Origin of the sequence: Mycobacterium syngnathidarum (assembly GCF_001942625.1) — a bacterium.
In the GTDB taxonomy this organism is placed as follows: Bacteria; Actinomycetota; Actinomycetes; order Mycobacteriales; family Mycobacteriaceae; genus Mycobacterium; species Mycobacterium syngnathidarum.
This window is the reverse complement of record NZ_MLCL01000039.1, coordinates 26,191-42,853: the sequence shown is the minus strand read 5'-3', so window position 1 is coordinate 42,853 and position 16,663 is coordinate 26,191. Positions and strand designations below refer to the sequence as shown.

General features: G+C 66.9%; 20 protein-coding genes. 10 read left to right on the top strand and 10 right to left on the bottom strand.

Annotated elements, in window-relative coordinates; all coding sequences use genetic code 11:
* Positions 1–126 precede the first annotated feature (126 nt).
* Positions 127–1,233 carry a glycosyltransferase gene (locus tag BKG60_RS12440; RefSeq protein WP_075909662.1) on the top strand — a complete coding sequence of 369 codons (1,107 nt, stop codon included), beginning with the start codon at positions 127–129 and terminating at the stop codon, positions 1,231–1,233.
* 255 nt (positions 1,234–1,488) lie between these two features.
* Positions 1,489–1,710: a cupredoxin domain-containing protein gene (locus BKG60_RS32460; RefSeq protein WP_242671600.1), complete on the top strand. Its 222-nt coding sequence runs from the start codon at positions 1,489–1,491 to the stop codon at positions 1,708–1,710.
* Here the strand turns inward: BKG60_RS32460 and BKG60_RS12430 are convergent.
* Positions 1,703–2,995 (bottom strand): cytochrome P450, encoded by a 1,293-nt coding sequence (locus tag BKG60_RS12430; RefSeq protein ID WP_070945324.1) that lies wholly within the window; start codon positions 2,993–2,995, stop codon positions 1,703–1,705. The two genes, BKG60_RS32460 and BKG60_RS12430, sit on opposite strands and share 8 nt — an antisense overlap.
* A 177-nt stretch (positions 2,996–3,172) precedes the next feature.
* On the opposite strand from BKG60_RS12430, the gene BKG60_RS12425 reads away from it, so the two are divergent.
* Positions 3,173–3,652 (top strand): hypothetical protein, encoded by a 480-nt coding sequence (locus tag BKG60_RS12425; RefSeq protein ID WP_070185016.1) that lies wholly within the window; start codon positions 3,173–3,175, stop codon positions 3,650–3,652.
* Between the two features lie 40 nt (positions 3,653–3,692).
* Here the strand turns inward: BKG60_RS12425 and BKG60_RS12420 are convergent, their stop codons facing one another.
* A complete protein-coding gene (locus BKG60_RS12420; RefSeq protein ID WP_070185017.1) occupies positions 3,693–4,133 on the bottom strand; it encodes a DUF6188 family protein in 441 nt (146 codons plus the stop codon).
* Positions 4,134–4,219: 86 nt separating this feature from the next.
* Between BKG60_RS12420 and BKG60_RS12415 the strand changes: the two genes are divergently transcribed.
* The 3 genes from BKG60_RS12415 (at position 4,220) to BKG60_RS12405 (ending at position 6,621) form a co-directional block, all read left to right on the top strand.
* On the top strand, positions 4,220–5,101 hold the full coding sequence (locus tag BKG60_RS12415; RefSeq protein ID WP_070185018.1) for a TIGR03854 family LLM class F420-dependent oxidoreductase: 882 nt from the start codon (positions 4,220–4,222) through the stop codon (positions 5,099–5,101).
* 104 nt (positions 5,102–5,205) lie between these two features.
* Positions 5,206–5,709, top strand: coding sequence for a disulfide bond-forming protein DsbE (gene dsbE, locus BKG60_RS12410; RefSeq protein WP_070185019.1), 504 nt, complete (start codon positions 5,206–5,208; stop codon positions 5,707–5,709).
* 9 nt (positions 5,710–5,718) lie between these two features.
* A complete protein-coding gene (locus tag BKG60_RS12405) occupies positions 5,719–6,621 on the top strand; it encodes a cytochrome c biogenesis CcdA family protein (protein WP_070185020.1) in 903 nt (300 codons plus the stop codon).
* On the opposite strand, the gene BKG60_RS12400 is transcribed toward BKG60_RS12405, so the two are convergent.
* From BKG60_RS12400 to BKG60_RS12390, 3 genes are all read right to left on the bottom strand, one after another.
* Positions 6,563–6,895, bottom strand: coding sequence for a hypothetical protein (locus BKG60_RS12400; protein ID WP_070185029.1), 333 nt, complete (start codon positions 6,893–6,895; stop codon positions 6,563–6,565). The two genes, BKG60_RS12405 and BKG60_RS12400, sit on opposite strands and share 59 nt — an antisense overlap.
* 17 nt (positions 6,896–6,912) lie before the next feature.
* Positions 6,913–7,125: a hypothetical protein gene (locus BKG60_RS12395; protein ID WP_070185021.1), complete on the bottom strand. Its 213-nt coding sequence runs from the start codon at positions 7,123–7,125 to the stop codon at positions 6,913–6,915.
* An 82-nt stretch (positions 7,126–7,207) separates the two neighbouring features.
* On the bottom strand, positions 7,208–7,630 hold the full coding sequence (locus BKG60_RS12390; RefSeq protein ID WP_070185022.1) for an acyl-CoA thioesterase: 423 nt from the start codon (positions 7,628–7,630) through the stop codon (positions 7,208–7,210).
* A 101-nt stretch (positions 7,631–7,731) separates the two neighbouring features.
* On the opposite strand from BKG60_RS12390, the gene BKG60_RS12385 reads away from it, so the two are divergent.
* Positions 7,732–8,685, top strand: a complete 954-nt coding sequence (locus BKG60_RS12385; protein WP_070945325.1) for a threonine ammonia-lyase — start codon at positions 7,732–7,734, stop codon at positions 8,683–8,685.
* Here the strand turns inward: BKG60_RS12385 and BKG60_RS12380 are convergent.
* Complete coding sequence (locus BKG60_RS12380; RefSeq protein ID WP_070945326.1) at positions 8,679–10,136, bottom strand: peptide MFS transporter; 1,458 nt, start codon at positions 10,134–10,136, stop codon at positions 8,679–8,681. The genes BKG60_RS12385 and BKG60_RS12380 overlap by 7 nt on opposite strands.
* A gap of 210 nt (positions 10,137–10,346) precedes the next feature.
* Here BKG60_RS12380 and BKG60_RS12375 point away from each other — a divergent pair, with 210 nt between their 5' ends.
* Both BKG60_RS12375 and BKG60_RS12370 read left to right on the top strand, forming a co-directional pair.
* Positions 10,347–11,852, top strand: coding sequence for a DUF7159 family protein (locus BKG60_RS12375; RefSeq protein ID WP_070945327.1), 1,506 nt, complete (start codon positions 10,347–10,349; stop codon positions 11,850–11,852).
* Positions 11,853–12,027: 175 nt separating this feature from the next.
* Positions 12,028–12,807 carry a L,D-transpeptidase gene (locus BKG60_RS12370; protein ID WP_070945328.1) on the top strand — a complete coding sequence of 260 codons (780 nt, stop codon included), beginning with the start codon at positions 12,028–12,030 and terminating at the stop codon, positions 12,805–12,807.
* Here BKG60_RS12370 and BKG60_RS12365 read toward each other — a convergent pair.
* From BKG60_RS12365 to BKG60_RS12355, 3 genes are read right to left on the bottom strand one after another with little or no spacing between them, the layout of a single operon-like run.
* On the bottom strand, positions 12,788–13,444 hold the full coding sequence (locus BKG60_RS12365; protein ID WP_070945329.1) for a sterol desaturase family protein: 657 nt from the start codon (positions 13,442–13,444) through the stop codon (positions 12,788–12,790). The genes BKG60_RS12370 and BKG60_RS12365 overlap by 20 nt on opposite strands.
* Positions 13,441–14,163 carry a FadR/GntR family transcriptional regulator gene (locus BKG60_RS12360; RefSeq protein WP_070945330.1) on the bottom strand — a complete coding sequence of 241 codons (723 nt, stop codon included), beginning with the start codon at positions 14,161–14,163 and terminating at the stop codon, positions 13,441–13,443. Before BKG60_RS12360 ends, BKG60_RS12365 begins: the two co-directional genes overlap by 4 nt.
* A 48-nt stretch (positions 14,164–14,211) precedes the next feature.
* Positions 14,212–14,988 (bottom strand): helix-turn-helix domain-containing protein, encoded by a 777-nt coding sequence (locus tag BKG60_RS12355; RefSeq protein ID WP_120764901.1) that lies wholly within the window; start codon positions 14,986–14,988, stop codon positions 14,212–14,214.
* 104 nt (positions 14,989–15,092) lie between these two features.
* Between BKG60_RS12355 and BKG60_RS12350 the strand changes: the two genes are divergently transcribed.
* The gene (locus BKG60_RS12350) at positions 15,093–15,416 is read left to right on the top strand and encodes a hypothetical protein (protein WP_070945331.1); all 324 of its coding nucleotides are present in this window, start codon (positions 15,093–15,095) and stop codon (positions 15,414–15,416) included.
* Here BKG60_RS12350 and BKG60_RS12345 read toward each other — a convergent pair.
* Positions 15,370–16,617, bottom strand: a complete 1,248-nt coding sequence (locus tag BKG60_RS12345) for a cytochrome P450 (protein WP_070945332.1) — start codon at positions 16,615–16,617, stop codon at positions 15,370–15,372. The two genes, BKG60_RS12350 and BKG60_RS12345, sit on opposite strands and share 47 nt — an antisense overlap.
* Positions 16,618–16,663 lie beyond the last annotated feature (46 nt).

The window sequence follows — 16,663 nt, the reverse complement described above, 5'->3', positions numbered from 1 at the left end:
GCGCATAGTGGTTCGCCACCCATCTCACCTGGACCCGAGCGGGCCCCAGGGCTTGTTCAGTGGCTGTTCAGGTCACGGTCGCGCCCTCGTTGTTGACCGCACACGCGGCCCGGTTCTGATCGTGGCATGCGGGTTGTCCAGGTCGCCAACTTCTACGGCCCGCGATCGGGAGGCCTGCGGACCGCCGTCGACCGGCTGGGCGCAGAGTACTGTGCGCTGGGGCACGCGGTGTTTCTCATCGTCCCGGGTTCACAACCGCAGCGGCATGTGCTGGCCAGCGGCGTCGTGCGAATCTCCCTGCCCGCCAGGCTCATCCCGTTTACCGGTGGCTATCGTGCGGTGCTACCAGGTCCGGTGACCACGTTGTTGGAACAGCTGGGCCCCGACGCCATCGAAGTGTCGGACCGGTTGACCCTGAGGTCGCTGGGACCCTGGGGCCGCAGCCACGGAGTGGCCACCGTGATGATTTCCCATGAACGCCTCGACCGGTTGGTCGGCCAGGTGCTGCCACGGTCGGCGGCGGTGGTGGTGGCGGACTTCGCCAATCGGCGAACCGCGGCCAACTATGACGCCGTGGTGTGCACGACGGCCTTCGCGCGGGAGGAATTCGACCGTATCGGCGCGCACAACGTCGCGACCGTTCCGCTCGGGGTGGACCTCGAGCAGTTCCATCCGCGGCGCCGGTGCGCGGCGATGCGCAGTCGGTGGGCCGGGCCGCAGCAGACCCTGCTGGTGCACTGCGGCAGGCTATCGATCGAGAAGCATGCCCACCGGAGCATCGATACCGTCGCCGCACTGCAGGATTCGGGGGTCGACGCCCGGCTGGTGGTGGTCGGGGAGGGGCCGTTGCGGGCCCGGCTGGAACGGCAGGCCAGCGGACTGCCGGTGGCCTTCACCGGATACATCGGCTGCCGAGACACGGTGGCGACCATCCTGGCCTCCGCCGACGTCGCGCTCGCGCCGGGACCGCACGAGACCTTCGGCCTGGCCGCGCTGGAAGCGCTGGCCTGCGGAACACCGGCGGTCGTGTCACGAACCTCGGCGCTGGCCGAGATCCTCACCCGCGACAGCGGAGCCACCGCCGACAACGACCCACAGGCCATTGCCCGTGCGGTCACCTCGGTGATCGGTCGTCCCGAACCGTTGCGGCGCAGCAGTGCCCGACAGCGGGCCGAGCAGTTCAGCTGGCCGCGATCAGCGGCAGGCATGCTCGATGTCCTGGGGCCCCGCTAGCAGCGCCGGATCGGCGGATTCGAGCACATCACGCCCTGGGGGGGAGGGGATAATCGGCCCCGTCAGCACGATCCCGAGGGGGCCCGGATGTTGCGACTCGCGGCGGCGGCGGTGGTGTCGTCGTTCTTACTAGTGGTTACCAGTGTTGCTTGCGGGCAAGCCAATTCGCCGGGCGGTCACGGTCAGCATTCCGAGACGGTCACCGCGAGCTCCGACACATCGGTCCCATCCGGCCCCGTCCTCGCGATCGAGGGTATGGGGTTCAGCTCGCTCGGACCCGTCGCGCCGGGCACCGAGATCACGATCGTCAACAACGACGAGGTCGAGCATTCGGTGACCTCGCGGACCAAAGGGCTGTTCGACGTCCATGTCGAGGGCAAGGGGCGGGCGACGCTGACGGCTCCCGAGGAGCCGGGGGAGTATGCCTTCTACTGCCTGTATCACCCCGCGATGCTGGGCACCCTGACGGTCAGGTAGCCGCTGGGCCCGAGGACCAGGCCACCGGCATGCGCTTGATGCCGTGGATGAATTGTGACTGCAGCCGGTCGGGTTCCTCGGTCGCCACGATGTCGGGCAATTGCCGGTGCAGTTCCTCGAACGCCACGGTGATCTCACGGCGCGCCAAGTTCGCTCCGAGACAGAAATGTGCACCGCCGCCGCCGAATCCGAGATGGGGATTGGGATGGCGGGTGACGTCGAACATCCACGGATCGGCAAACTTCGACTCGTCGCGGTTCGCCGACCCGTACCACAGCGTGACCTTCGCCCCGGCGGGCAGCGGTGTCCCGCCGAGCACCGTGTCCTGGGTGACCGTGCGGCGCATGTAGCTCACCGGCGATGCCCAGCGCACGATCTCCTCCACCGCGGTGGGGGCCAGCTCGTCGTAGGCTGCCCACCATTTTTGGCGCTGCTCGGGGAATCGGGTGAGGGCCAGTACGCCGTGGCTGATGGCGTTGCGGGTGGTCTCGTTTCCGGCGACCACCAGCAGAATGAAGAACGAGGCCACCTCCGCCGAGGTCAGGCGTTCGCCGTCGACCTCGGCCTGGACCAGGCTCGTCGTGAGGTCCTCGGCCCCGACGGCGCGGCGCTCGTCGGCCAGCCCCGTGGCATAGGCGCCGATGTCCGTCGCCACCTGGAGGAACTCGTCGAAGTCGGTGGTCAGATCCGGATCGCCGAACCCCAGGATCACGTTGGTCCAGTGGAAGATCTGCTGATGGTCGGGCTCGGGAATTCCCATCATGTCGCAGATGATCTGCAGCGGTAACGGGCCGGCGAGTTCGTTGACGAGCTCGGCGTTGCCGTCGGGATTTCTGGCGACCATGTCGGCAACGAGCCGCCGGGCCCGATCACGGACAGAGTCCTCGATCAGCGCCACCACCCGTGGCGTGAACGCGCTGCGCACGATGTTGCGCAAGCGGGTATGACGCGGATCGTCCATCACGATCATGGAGCCGAAATACTCTGCCAGTTCCGGGGTTTGGTCACCGATGGTGATCCCGGACGCGGAGCTGAAGATCTCCGGATGCCGGCTGGCATGGAAGACATCGTCGTATCGGGTCACCGCCCAGTGCCCGGGGGTTTCGGGGAAACCCTCGAGGGTGCAGGCCGGGTGATACGAGATCGGGTCGTCGTGGCGCAGTGCAGCGAACGCTGCGTCCCGAATGTCGTCGTCCTCGCGCCAGAACTGCCAGGATCCGAGATCGACCTCCGACCGTGCTATGTCGGGAGGAGGTGCGCCATTGGTCCGCGGTGCGATACCCACCTCGCCAGGGTAGGTGCGCCAGGTGGGTGGACAACGGGTAACGCTCGGATCCGTGGTGGCGATACCTCCCTGGGGTGCACGTTTCGCCGCTCGCACAGGGCTGGGTTGCAAGGCGTTGCGGCGCCGGGCCGTTGGGGGACGGCCGGCGCCGGGGTCACGACTGTAGGAGGTCCAGGTATGAAACTGACCAAGTTCGTGGCGGCTGCGTTGACAGTCGGTGCGTTCGGAATCGGCGCCGCGGGGATGGGGGCCCCGGTGGCGTCGGCGTCGCCGGCGGTGCCCGCGCCGCTCAAGCCGGGGCACGGCAACGATGACTGCTTCCCGTTCTGCAACGGCGGGCGACCCGGTCATGACCGCGATTTCGACAGCCGTGGGCGCGGCCCTGACCGCGGCCCTGATTTCGACAATCGACGGCACTGGGATGACAAGGGACCCTGGTGGGCGAACAACCGGCACGACTGGTGGGACGACCGCAATGGCCCGCCGCCGTGGGGTTGGGGTCCGCCACCACCGTTCCACTGGCGGGGCGGGCCGCTGCCACCGACCGTCAATTACTGGGGTTACAACTTGAACCCAGTGTGGGACAACGGCTTCCGGCAGTGGGGCGTGTGGCTGTTCGGCGTCTGGATCCCGATCATCGGGGTTGGCGTCGGCTGATCTTCGGTAAAGGGGTACCCACGGCCGCGCCGTACGCCGGTCAGCCGCTCTCACGGGTGGGATTCTCGTCGGCGCCCTGATCGGAGTCATCCTGATCGTGGCGGACGACGCGAACCCGGCCGTGCGGCAGGCATGCGGCGTAGCCGTGGTACTTCCCGTACAGCTCCCACGAGGTATGCCCCTCGTCAGGCCGGACGTCGATGCGGTGGCCGTCCGAGAAGCTCAGGTGGAGACTGCCGTCGTCCTCCCAGTCGGCATGGGTACAGCGCTGGCCGGCGAAATCGAACAGCGGCCGGACCTCGTTTCGCAGTGCACGGGGGTCCAGTGACACCACTTCGGAATCGTCGGTGCCGGTCGCCGGCAGCGTCAGTTCCAGCGGAACCGAGATCACCAATTCGTTGTAGTCGTCGAGGTTGAGCACCAGGCCATCACGAAACGTGATCCGCTGGACCAAGCACCCTTGAATCCATTGTTCGCTCATTGTCTTACTCTGAACCGCCTGACGGGCGGGCACAAGAGGCGCGTCGCCGGTGTTACGCCCAATATGAACGGTATGGGACGCCCCCGATGAAGGTCCGCTTCGGTGTCGGGCTCGGTGCTGAAACCGCCCCGGAGGAGCTGGCCGACATCCTCGATCACCTCGAGGGTTCCGGCGTCGACTCGGTGTGGTTCTCCGAGCTGGTCTATACGCCCGCGGTGGACCCTTTCGTCGGTATGGCCTACGCGCTGGCCCGCACCCGGCGGCTCAAGGTCGGGACCTCGGTCGCGATTCTGCCGGGCCGCCATCCGGTTCTGGTGGCCAAACAACTGGCCTCGCTGGCGGCGCTGGCACCCAAGCGGGTGCTGCCCGCGTTCGGCCTGCACTCGGCACTCCCCGCCGAGCGGGATATCTTCGTCGTCCCCGACGGCCGCCGCGCCGCGGTCTTCGACGAATCCCTGGACCTGCTCCGAACCGCCCTGAACAGCGGCGACGTGACGTTCGAGGGCGAGTATTTCAGTGTCCGTTCCGCCCAGGTGCAGCCGCTGCCCGCCACCCCGATCGACATCTGGCTCGGCGGATCGGCACCGGCGGCGCTGACCCGCATCGGCAAATTCGGTGACGGCTGGCTGGGCAGCTTCCTCACCCCCGACGAGGCGGGCGCGGCCCGTCGGCGTATCGAAGCCGAGGCCGTTGCCGCAGGCCGCCGCATCGAGCCCGACCACTACGGCATCAGCCTTGCCGTGGGGGACGGCGCGCTGCCTGCTGAACTGCTCGCCGCGGTCCGTCGTCGCAGACCCGACGTCGACCCCGAGGAGCTGGTCGCTGCGGATTGGTCCGATCTGCACCGCCAACTCGATGGCTACCAGGCCGCCGGCCTGACCAAGTTCGTGGTCCGAGCGGCCGGGCCGACCGACCGCAACGCATTCCTGAACCGGTTCACCACCGAGCTGTTGCCGCGGCAGAACTGAAGGCGGGAACGCCGCGAACTTGAACCCGGGCGTGTCGACTTGCGTGTTAGGGGGTATGCGCGAGCCGTGGGTGTGCTTGCGCCCCGAGCGAAGGAGACGGTGCCATGAGGATGCGATTGCCGTACATACCCGGCCTGGCGGCCCTGCTGTCCGCGGTCGCGATGGTGTTCGCCCTGGTGGCGGCGCCGAGCGCGACGGCCGACGACCGGCTGCAGTTCACCGGCACCACCTTGTCGGGCGCCCCGTTCAACGGGTCGAGCCTGGCCGGGCGGCCTGCGGTGCTGTGGTTCTGGACGCCCTGGTGCCCGTTCTGCAACGCCGAGGCACCGTCGGTCAGCCAGGTTGCCGCCGCCAATCCAGAGGTCAGCTTCGTCGGTGTGGCGGCGCACTCCGATGTGGGGGCGATGCAGGCGTTCGTCGACAAGTACCACCTCAATTTCCCCAATCTCAATGACGCCGACGGGTCGATCTGGGCCCGCTACAACGTGCCGTGGCAGCCCGCCTACGTCTTCTACCGCTCCGACGGGTCGTCGACATTCGTCAACAACCCGACGTCGGCCATGCCGCAGCAGGAGCTGGCCGATCGGGTCGCGGCCCTGAAGAGCTAGTTACCGGGCGTGCGAGACAACCTGGTGGGGTTGGCGTTCGGTGCCGGGCTCGTCGCGGCACTGAACCCCTGCGGTTTCGCCTTGTTGCCGGGCTACCTCGCGCTGGTGGTGCGCGGTACCTCGCCGCGCGGGCCGCTTGCGGCGCTGGGGCGGGCGCTTGCCGCCACCGCGGTGATGACGGCCGGATTCGTCGCGGTGTTCGGCACATTCGGTCTGCTCACGGTTGCGGCTGCCAGCACTGTCCAGCGCTACCTGCCCTACGTCACCCTGCTGATCGGTGTCGTTCTCGTCGGACTCGGTTGCTGGCTGTTGGCCGGCCGCCGGCTCGGGCTGCTGCTGCCCGACGCCCTGACGGCACATACCGGCTGGGCGCCGACCGCCCGGCTCGGGTCGATGGCCGGCTACGGCGTCGGGTATGCGCTCGCGTCGCTCTCGTGCACCGTGGGCCCGTTCCTGGCCGTCACCGGCGCCACCCTGGAATCGAACACGCCACTGCATCGGGTGGCCGTGTTCGTCGCGTACGCGGCCGGTTTCGCCCTCGTCGTCGGCGTGCTGGCCGTCGCCGCGGCGCTGGCCGGCACCGTAGTGGTCGACCGGCTGCGGCGCGTCGTTCCCTACGTCAGTCGAATCAGCGGGGCCCTGTTGATCGTGGTCGGCGCGTATGTCGCGTACTACGGCTGGTATGAGATCCAATTGTTCAGCGCTGCAGGCAATCCCAGTGACCCCGTGATCGCCGCCGCCGGGCGGGTGCAGGGCAGTCTCGCCGGGTGGGTTCACCGGCACGGGGCGTGGCCCTGGGTGCTCGGCCTGCTGGCACTGGTCGTGCTCGGCGTGGGGCTGCGGATACGGCGGGTCAGATTCGCCGGGAGAACTCGCCGCGCACATCCGGCCACGGCGGACGACGCACCATAGCGGCCGTGGCCAATGTCGCTGCTACCAACCCGATCAGTTCACCCAGCAGGGCGATACGGGTGTGGTCGACCGCGGGCACCCAGGTGGGGTTGCCGTCTTTGACGACGAAGATGCCCAGCGGTCTGCAGTCGGACCGCCCGCTGCCGGGACGGTGCCGGGCCTTGCTGACCGGAATCACCGTTGCCCCGTCCGGCGTGACATACGGGTCACCGAACACCCGGGAGGTCGTCACGGGATCGGTGGCCATGCTCTCGAGCGAGTCGGGCAAGCGCATGCCGGACATCCTTTCGGTCAGCGGTCGAACTCGGATTCGTCGTCCAGGGGCACCGCGATGGCCTGATCGATCAGGTCCGCTTCGGTGGCATCGGTATCTGTCGAGATCCGCACCCGGGGCAGATCTGAGATCGCGTCGTCTTCGTCGTCGACACCGACTGGTATCAGTTGTTCGACAACGTCGGCCTCTGGGGCGCCATCATCGAAGTCGCCACGCTCAGCATGCGTCATGATTTCCCCTCATCGACCGGCAACGCCATCCATACCGATTGTGCTACCCGGGAAGTGGTGTTTCAACGCGAATTTTGGCAATTCATTGGCAGGCAACGGAACTGAGCGCTGTGCGAACAGCTTCGGGAACGGGGCGCTTGGTCCAGTCATCGGTCGAGACGACGACATAGACGTTGCTGCCGTGTACCCGCGGCTGCTCATGTCCGGAGGAGTCGGTGCCGAGCACGGTGAAGCCCAGGGTGAAGCTGGTGGTGCCGATACGCTCGCACCCGACCGCGACGCGGACCCGCTCCCGCCAGCGGACCGGTGCCCGGAAGTCGATCTCGGTGTGCACCACCTGCATGTCGACACCGTGGGCGATCAGGTCGGCATAACTGACCCGCAGGTGGTCGAACAGCCCCGTGCACGCCTCGTCGAACCAAGTGAGGTAGTGGCCGTTGAACACCACGCCCTGCTGGTCGATCTCGGCGTACCGCGGAACGATGCCGAAGCTGTACTGGGTCACGTGTGCACTCCAAAGGCCGGGCGGGGTCTGCGGCTCCACCGTAGCGGGTGCGGCGTGCCCCACCTCTTCCTCCGGGCCGAGCCGCGGGAGAGACTTCTGTCGTGAAGCTGGTGACCCTCGACGACATCGCTGCCGCGGCCGAGCGGATCGACTCCGACATCGTGCGAACCCCACTGTTGCCTGCCGGGTGGGGCGATCCCGTCCGGCCGTTGTGGCTCAAACCCGAGAATCTGCAACCGGTCGGTGCGTTCAAGATCCGTGGGGCGTTCAACGCGTTGGGCCGGCTGGATCCGGATGTGCGGGACAAGGGAGTGGTGGCCTATTCCAGCGGCAATCACGCTCAGGCGGTGGCGTATGCGGCTGCTGCCTATGGAGTTGCCGCGCATATCGTGATGCCCGAGGAGACGCCGGCGGTGAAGGTGCAGGCAACGCGGGATCGCGGAGCTCAGGTGGTGTTGTGTGGGGCCGGACGGCGTGAGAGCGTGGCCGCCGAACTGGTTGAGCGCACCGGCGGTGTGTTGGTGCCGCCCTTCGATCATCCCGATGTCATCGCCGGGCAGGGCACCATCGGTTTGGAGATCGCGCAGGACTTGCCGGATGTCGCATCGGTATTCGTTCCTGTCAGCGGCGGCGGGCTGGCCTCGGGTATCGGCACCGCGATCCGTGAGTTGATCCCGCAGGCGAAGATATTCGGCGTCGAGCCCCAGCTGGCTGCGGACACCGCCGAAAGTCTGGTCGCCGGTCACCGCGTGGACTGGCCTGTGGCACAGCGTAACCGGACGATTGCCGACGGGTTGCGCTCAACACCTTCGGAGCTCACGTTCGCTCATCTGCAGCGGGTTCTCGATGGCGTCATCACCGTGACCGAGGATGAGATCCGTTCGGCGGTAGGGGAGCTGGCATTGTGCGCACACCTTGTCGCCGAACCCAGTGGCGCGGTGGCGCTGGCGGGTTACCGCAAGGTGGCCCAGCCGCCGGGTCCGGCCGTCGTCATCGTCTCCGGCGGCAACATCGAGCCGGCGATGCTGGCCGCTGTCCTGACCGGCGGTCAGTGAACACCTTCCATCATCCGGCTTATCCGCGGCGACATCAGTAGCACCACGACACCGACGAGGATTGCCACCGCTCCCAGGATGCCGAAATAGGCGAGTTCGTTCGTGGGATCGTAGTGCTGCGCGAGGACCCCTGACATCGCCGTACCGAGGCCGACCGAGAAAAAGAACAGCGCCATCATCTGAGCCCGGAAAGCTTGTGGTGCAAGCTTTGTGGTGACCGACAGTCCGATCGGTGATACCAGCAACTCGGAAACCGCGAACACCACCATGATGCCGGCCACCAGCAACGCGGGCACCACCCTGCCGGTGGTGGAGGCGCTCGGCAGGAACAGCAGAAACGCTGCGCCCATGCCCATGACGCCGTAGGCGAACTTGTGCGGGGTACTCGGCGCACGGTTACCCAGCCGGGTCCACAGGATCGCGAACAGCGGTGAGAGCAGGATGATCCAGACGGGTTCGATCGAGCCGATCCAACTCGAGGGTGCGGTCCAGCCGAATACAGACCAGTTGACCCGCTCGTCGGAGTAGAGCGCCAGCACCGTGAAGGTCTGCTGAAACAGTGACCAGAACACCGCGTTGGCGATGAACAGTGGGACGAAAGCGCGAACCCGGGCGCGTTCGGTGCCGGACACCTTGGGGCTGGTCAGCATCACCGCGAAGTACATCACCGAGGCCACGACGATGACGCCGGTGATGAACTGCGACAGGTTCGCCAACTCGACCACGTGCATCATGAACAGTGCCGCCACCGCCGCGGCCAGCGCGGCGACGACACCGAGGGTCTTGCCGATTGCCCGGGGTGGCAACGGATTTGCCACGATGCGCCCGTGGTCCCCGAGGTTTCGCCGGAATGCGACGTACTGCGCGAGGCCCAGCGCCATGCCGATGGCCGCGGCGCCGAACGCGTAATGGAACCCCGAGTGGTTCTGCAGAAAGCCCGTGATCAGCGGTCCGACGAAAGCACCCAAATTGACTCCGAGGTAGAACAAGGTGAAGCCGCCGTCGGCGCGCGGATCGTCCTTGTCATAGAGGGTGCCCAGCAACGAGGACGCGTTGGCCTTGAGTGCGCCGGACCCGAGTGCGACCAAGACCAGGCCGAAGCCGACGCCGGCCAGGCCCGGAATGACCGCGAGGGCGATGTGCCCGGCCATCACGACCACCCCGCCGTAGAACACCGTGCGTTCCATGCCCAGCAGGCGATCGGCGATCCAGCCACCGAGGACGGTGGACAGGTACACCAGCCCTCCGTAGGCGCCGACGATGCCGGTGGCGGTGCTCTTCGGTAGCCCCAAGCCACCGTCGGTGGCCGTGTAGTACAGGTAGTAGCCCAGGATGGTGAGCATCCCGTAGAACGAGAAGCGCTCCCACAGTTCCACCCCGAACAGATTGGCCAGCCCGACGGGATGGCCGAAGAACCCGCGGTGGCGTGGTGGATCCTGAACTTCCGGCATGGGTGATCACCTTGCCATGCGTGCGGTCTGCGGGCCGGCATTTGGCCGCGTGACGGCAAACCGGCACAGCGTTGTGTGCTGGCTGTTCTGGGGCACAGCACATTTGGCCGTGGTCGCGACCGGGCTCAGTGGCGGTGCAGAGTTAGACGCCACGCTGCCACCGGGTAATGTCACGGTGAAACGTTTGGACGACGGCCACACATTTCGGGGGTGAACGTGGACGCGGTGCTCGGTGTTTCGTTGACACCGTCTACCGTCGGCCTGGTCCTGGTCGAGGGCAGCGAGGCTGACGGGGTGACCGTCGATCACAACGCCCTCGACATCCGTGGTCTTGCGCCTGCGCGGACAGACGACATCTGCGCTGACGTGGTAAAGGCCGTCCGGAAGTCCGAAAGGCTTGCCGCAGAACACGGTTTGCGGCTGACCGCGATCGGTGTGACCTGGAGTTCGGGGGCAGCCGCCGAGGCCACGGTCCTGCTGAAGAAGTTCGAGGACGCCGGATTTGCCGACGTGGTCCCGGTACGGTTGCCGCACGCGACGGATGCATTGGCCCGGCGCGTCGCCGGCACCGTCGGATTCGACACGACGAGCGTATGCGTCCTGGAACCCGATGTCGTGCAGGCGATGACGGTGGGCGGCGACGATCCGGTGCAGACTTCGGTGAGCCGCGGCATCGAGACCGTGGCCGGCCTGACCGCCTGGTTGTCGGAGATCTTCGATACGGCGGACCGGCGTCCCGACGCGCTGGTGGTTGTGGGGGCTGCCGTCGACCTGGATTCCGTTCTACCGAAATTGGAACAGGCACTGCAGGTCCCGGTGTTCACTCCGGCCGAGCCGGGGCTGCCGTTGGCCAGAGGCGCGGCCCTGGCCTCGGCGCGACGCGGCCGCTGGGCTTCGGACGAGACCGCGACCTCCATTGTTTGGCGCTGGCCCGCCAAACAATTGACGCCTCTGGCGATATTGGTCGGTGGCGTGCTCGCCTTCGGGGTCTCGTTGGCGTTGGCCGTCGGTCAGCAGCTGCTGCCCGGTTCAGAGCCGGCTCCACACCGAAGCACCCGTCCGGTGGTGAGCACATCGGGCGACTCGGCCGCGGTGCCGCCGCCGTCGCTACCCGCCGTACCTCCGCCCCCCGAAGCGCCTCCCGCGTTGGAGCCTGTGGTCCAGGACGCCGGCCCGGAGTATGCGATCGGTCAAAACCCCACGGCCCCATCCGAGAACACCGCGGTGCCGGCCGAGCAACTCGCCCCTGTCGGTGCCGAGCCGGCACCGGTGATCTCGGAGTTGCCACCGGAGCCCGCCGAGGGGGTACCGGGTGCGCCACCGATCGAAGCGGGACAACAGCCCCCGCCACCGGATCAGTTGCCGCCGGGGGAAACCGTGATGCCGGAGGCGCCGCCTCCGCCATCCGAGCCACCACCTCCGCCCCCGCCCGAGCCACCGCCCCCGCCGCCGCCCGAGGCTCCACCCGCTCCTGCCCCCGAGGTGGTGCCAGAGGCCGCACCGGTACAACAGACGGCTGCGCAGGCTCCGGTGGCCGAACCGGCGCCCCCGGCTGCCGAAGGGGCGCCTCCCGCTCCCGAAGAGGCGCCTCCCGCCCCGGAAGTGGTGCCACCCGCGCCAGAGGCGGTGCCTGCAGCGCCGGAGGCGGTCGTACCCGAGCCCGAAGAGGTCCCGGTCGTGCCCGAGCCGCAGGCCCCGCCGCCGGCCGCCCCGTGATCCGTCCGACGTTGCTGAGTCGTGGGTCAGTTCACCGACCCTGCGGTGAAACGTTCTGCCGCGTCGCGTCGATGTGTTCACCATGGGCAACTCATCGTGCGACCGCCGAGACCGCTTTCCCGCCATCACGCTGCGCCTAAAAGGTGCAGTCTCGGCGAGCGCCTACACTGGTGTAATGCTGAGCGTCCCATCGTCGTCATTCAGAACCGTTCGAGCGTCGGTACTGAAAGTGTTTGCGGCGATCGGTGTCGCCACCTTGGCCGCTGCGAGCACGGTCAATGTCGCATCGGCCGCGGTCAGCACGCCCGAGCCGGTAGCGGAGATTGCACCTGCAGCCGGTTCGGTGGTCGGTGTGGCGATCCCGCTCACCGTTACTTTCGATCATCCGGTGACCGACCGCAACGCAGCTCAGCGCAGCCTGCAGATCAGCTCACCGCGCACGCCCACAGGCACATTCACCTGGCTCAGTGACGAAGTGATGCAGTGGAAGCCCGATCAGTTGTGGCCGGCCCATTCGAAGATCTCGGTATCGGCCGGTGGGGCGAAGACCAGCTTCGAGACCGGGGCACAGGTGCTCGGTGTGGCTGATGTCAGCGCCCACACCTTCACGGTCAGCATCGACGGCGCCGTGGCCCGTACCATGCCGGCCTCGATGGGCAAGTCCAAGTTTCCGACTCCGGTCGGTACCTTCACCGCATTGGCCAAAGAGCCTGTGGTGGTGATGGATTCGCGGACGATCGGCATTCCGCTGAGTGATCCGGAGGGCTACAAACTCACGGTGTATGACGCCGTCCGGGTGACCTGGGGTGGTGTGTACGTGCACGGCGCGCCCTGGTCGGTGGGCTCACAGGGCTATGCAAATGTCAGCCACGGCTGTATCAATTTGAGCCCCGACAACGCCGATTGGTACTTCAACACGGTGCGCCTCGGCGATCCTATTGTCGTGCAGGCATAGCCGTATGCAGGTTCTTCGACGTCGGTGAGGTGGACACCGCCGCCGGGTCGGGATATGTCCCGAGCACACGGTCGGCGGTTCCGGCGGTGGTGACCGTGAACCAGTAGTGCTCGTTCTTGTAGTGGTGCTGGCGATGATTGCGCCAAACCGCGCGATATAAACGGCTTTTCGGCTTGTAGTCGCTGTGAATCAGGTAGTGGCACCACTCGTAGGACAGACCCAGCACCGTCAGGAATGACAGGAAGGTCAAGCCCAGGCCGGGACGCGGGAACGCCAGGATCGCGACGGCCACGGCGACGGGCAGGATCCACAGCAGGGCGCGCCATGGAATGAAGATCAGCGGGATGGCGCGTGGGTCGACGTGGTGGAGTCGGTGTTCCCGCGCGAGCAGCGAATCCAGCGTGATCGGGCCGAACGTCCTGGGCCGCCAATGCAGGACAAAAACATGGACGAGCCATTCGAAGAACGGAAAAACCGCGAGCATCACTACGGGGACGAGCGCATCGGTGAATTGCCAGTCGCCGACCGCCCATCGCGCGACGACGGTGACGGCCAGGGTGGTCCCGATCATCCAGGGGGAGGGGTGGCGGACGAACTCGCGTGCCGCGTCACCGAGTGTGAAAGCGTTGCGCGTCATGGGGTTTCCTCCAGGGTGTCGAGAGCGTCCATGAGCGCATCGGTGGCAGGCCCCAGCAGTTCGGCAGCGGCCTGGCCGGCCGCTGGGGGGTCGTGCGCCGCGATCGCCTCGACGATGCGCCGGTAGGCGTCCGGGCGACCGACCTCTGCGGCCATCATGGTGGCCAGCGCCGGCAGCGCGGGCTCGTAGGTCTGCCGAAGGGTGTTGTACATCAAGCGGAATGCGATCGAGTCGGCGCCGTCGACGACGAGGTCCCAGAAGGCCAGTGCTCGGCGCTGTTGTTCGACCGGATCCGGTTCGGCTGCCAAGGACTCCACGGTCTCGCCGAGTGGCCCGATCAGTTCGGCCGGGGCCCGCTCGGCAGCCAACTCGGCGACCTTGGGTCCGTTGTGTAAGCGGGTCTCCAGGATGCTGCGCACCACACTGACATCGAGTTCGCCTGCACGCAAAAGCAATCGGGGCAACAGATCGAGACCGGCATGCCTGCGGAAGTCGCGCACGGTGGTGGCGTCGCCTTGCCGGACCTCGACCAGACCGGCCTCGGTCAGTCGCTTGATTGCCTCGCGTACGGCCGGGCGCGACACCCCGAGCACCTCGGCCAGTCGGCGTTCGCTGGGTAACGACTCGCCAGGCTGCATCTGGCCACTGAGCACTTCGTCGATGATCTGATCGAACACGTCTTCGGGGACGGAACGGCGGTTTACCGGTTGCAGCGCCATGAGAACATCTTGCTCCCGGTGCGGTCAGAGGTCAAGTGGTAAGACCACTCAGCGCAACGTGGCCTCGGTCTCGGCGTTCGCGGGAAGAAACGCCTCGATGCTCAATTCCGCGGCGGTCAGATCCAGCGCGGTGCCGAACGTCGTCACGGTGCTCAGGAAGGTCAGCACCGTACCGTCGGGCGTGGCGAGTTCCAGTGGGACGACGACTCCGCCGAGATCGCGCACGGGTTCCATGCCGCCCGGGTAGGCCTCGATCTCGGTGAGGAGGTCCGCCAGTTCGGCCGACCCGCTCACCGTGACCTCGCGGCGCAGTCGGCTGATCAGGTGGTGGCGCCACTCGGCGAGGTTCCGGATGCGGGGAGCCATTCCCTCGGGGTGCAGGGTGATCCGCAGGGCGTTGGGTTGCGCCAACAGGTGTGGCGCGACGCCTTCCAGCATGACGCCGGCACCGGCGTTGGCCCGCAGCAGGTTCCAGGTGCGATCGACGACCACACAAGGAAAAGGGTTGTAGGCGTCCAAAACCCGTGTGACACCGTCGCGCACCGCGGCCATCTCGGGATCGTCCAGCGTACGTTCGGCATACACCGGCGCCAGGCCCGCCGCCAGCAGCAGCTGATTCTGGTCGCGCAGGGGCACCTCGAGGGCCGCGGCCAGTCGCAGAACCATCGCCCGGCTCGGCACCGAGCGTCCGGTCTCGATGAAGCTGAGATGACGGGCCGAGACATCGGCCTCGATGGCCAGTTCCAGCTGACTGATCCGGCGGCGCAGCCGCCAGTCGCGCATCAGCGAGCCGATCGGTGTCTGGGTGGTCGCACTCGTCACCATCCGAGTCTCACGCACACCCTGCGAGATAACCACTACCTGAGGGGTAATTGCCCCGGTTACCCGGTCGGGCCACGCTGGAGTCGAACCCCCTACAGGAGGCAAAGATGGGTAAGCCGCCCCAGTCACCCCAGTCGATCCCGCGCTGGCTGCACTTCGTGATGGCCGCCGACCGGTCCGGATCGGCCGCCTACATCGGCACCGGGTTCTTCTTCGCGCCGGCGCTCGCCCTGGCCTCGCCGTGGCCCGCGGTGACGACGGTGCTCTGGACCTTGATCGCACTCGCGGGCCTGTGGCTCGGAGTACTCGGCATCGCGATGGCTACCGGCCTGGCGATCGTGCTGCGGTCCAACACCGAAATCCCGGAAGACTACTGGCGGTCCATCATCGATTATCCGAGCGGCCGCGGTAATCCACCTGCCAGTGTTTGATTCCGTTCAGCCAGCCCGACCGCAGCCGTTCGGGCGCCGACAACGGGGTCAGGTCGGGCATCCCGTCGGCGATCGCGTTGAAGATCAGGTCGATGGTCATCCTGGCGAGGTTCGCGCCGATGCAGTAGTGCGCGCCGGTCCCACCGAATCCCACGTGCGGGTTGGGATCACGCAAGATGTCGAAACTGTACGGGTCGTCGAACACCTCTTCGTCGAAATTGGCCGAGCGGTAGAACATCACCACCCGCTGGCCTTTCTTGATCGGCACACCGGCCAGCTCGGTGTCCTGCAGCGCCGTGCGCTGAAATGAGGTCACCGGGGTGGCCCACCGCACGATCTCGTCCGCGGCCGTCGCCGGCCGCTCCCGCTTGAACAACTCCCATTGGTCAGGGTGATCGGCGAACGCCATCATGCCCTGGGTGATGGAGTTGCGGGTGGTCTCGTTGCCCGCCACGGCGAGCAGGATCACGAAGAAGCCGAACTCGTCGTCGGAGAGCTTGTGCCCCTCGACATCGGCCTGCAGGAGCTTGGAGACCAGATCCTCGCCGGGGTTCTTCGTCCGCTCGGCGGCCATCTGCATCCCGTACATGATCAGTTCGACCGAAGCGCTGATCGCATCGTTGGAGGCGAACTCCGGGTCCTGATCGCCGACCATCTGGTTGGACCAGTCGAACAGCTTCTTACGGTCCTCCTGCGGCACGCCCATGAGCCCGGCGATCGCCTGGAGCGGCAGTTCGCACGACACCTGTTCGACGAAATCTCCCGAGCCTTCGGCGGCGGCCGTCTCGACGATCGTTCGGGCGCGCTCGGCGAGGTCGGCACGCAGGCGTTCGACCGCGCGTGGCGTGAAGGCGCGCGAGATGATCTTGCGCAGGTGGGTGTGATGGGGGGCGTCCATGTTGAGCAACACGAACTTGCCCTGGTCGATCTGCTGTTGGACGCTGCCCTCCCGATAGCGCGGCAGGGCGGTCTTCTCCTGGCTGGAGAACACATCGCTGCGCAGCGACACCTCTTTGACGTCTTTGTGCTTGGTGACGACCCAGAACCCGCCGTCGTCGAACCCCCCTTGGCCTTTCGGCTGTTCGTTCCACCAGATCGGGGCCAGTCTGCGCATCTCCGCGAGTTCCTCGACCGGCAGTCGTTCGGCGTAGATGTCGGGATCGGTGAAATCGAATCCGGGCGGAAGGTTCAGAGTCGGCATGGCGTTGGCGCTCCTCGCGACGACGTTGTGTAGTGGCGTAAAGCCA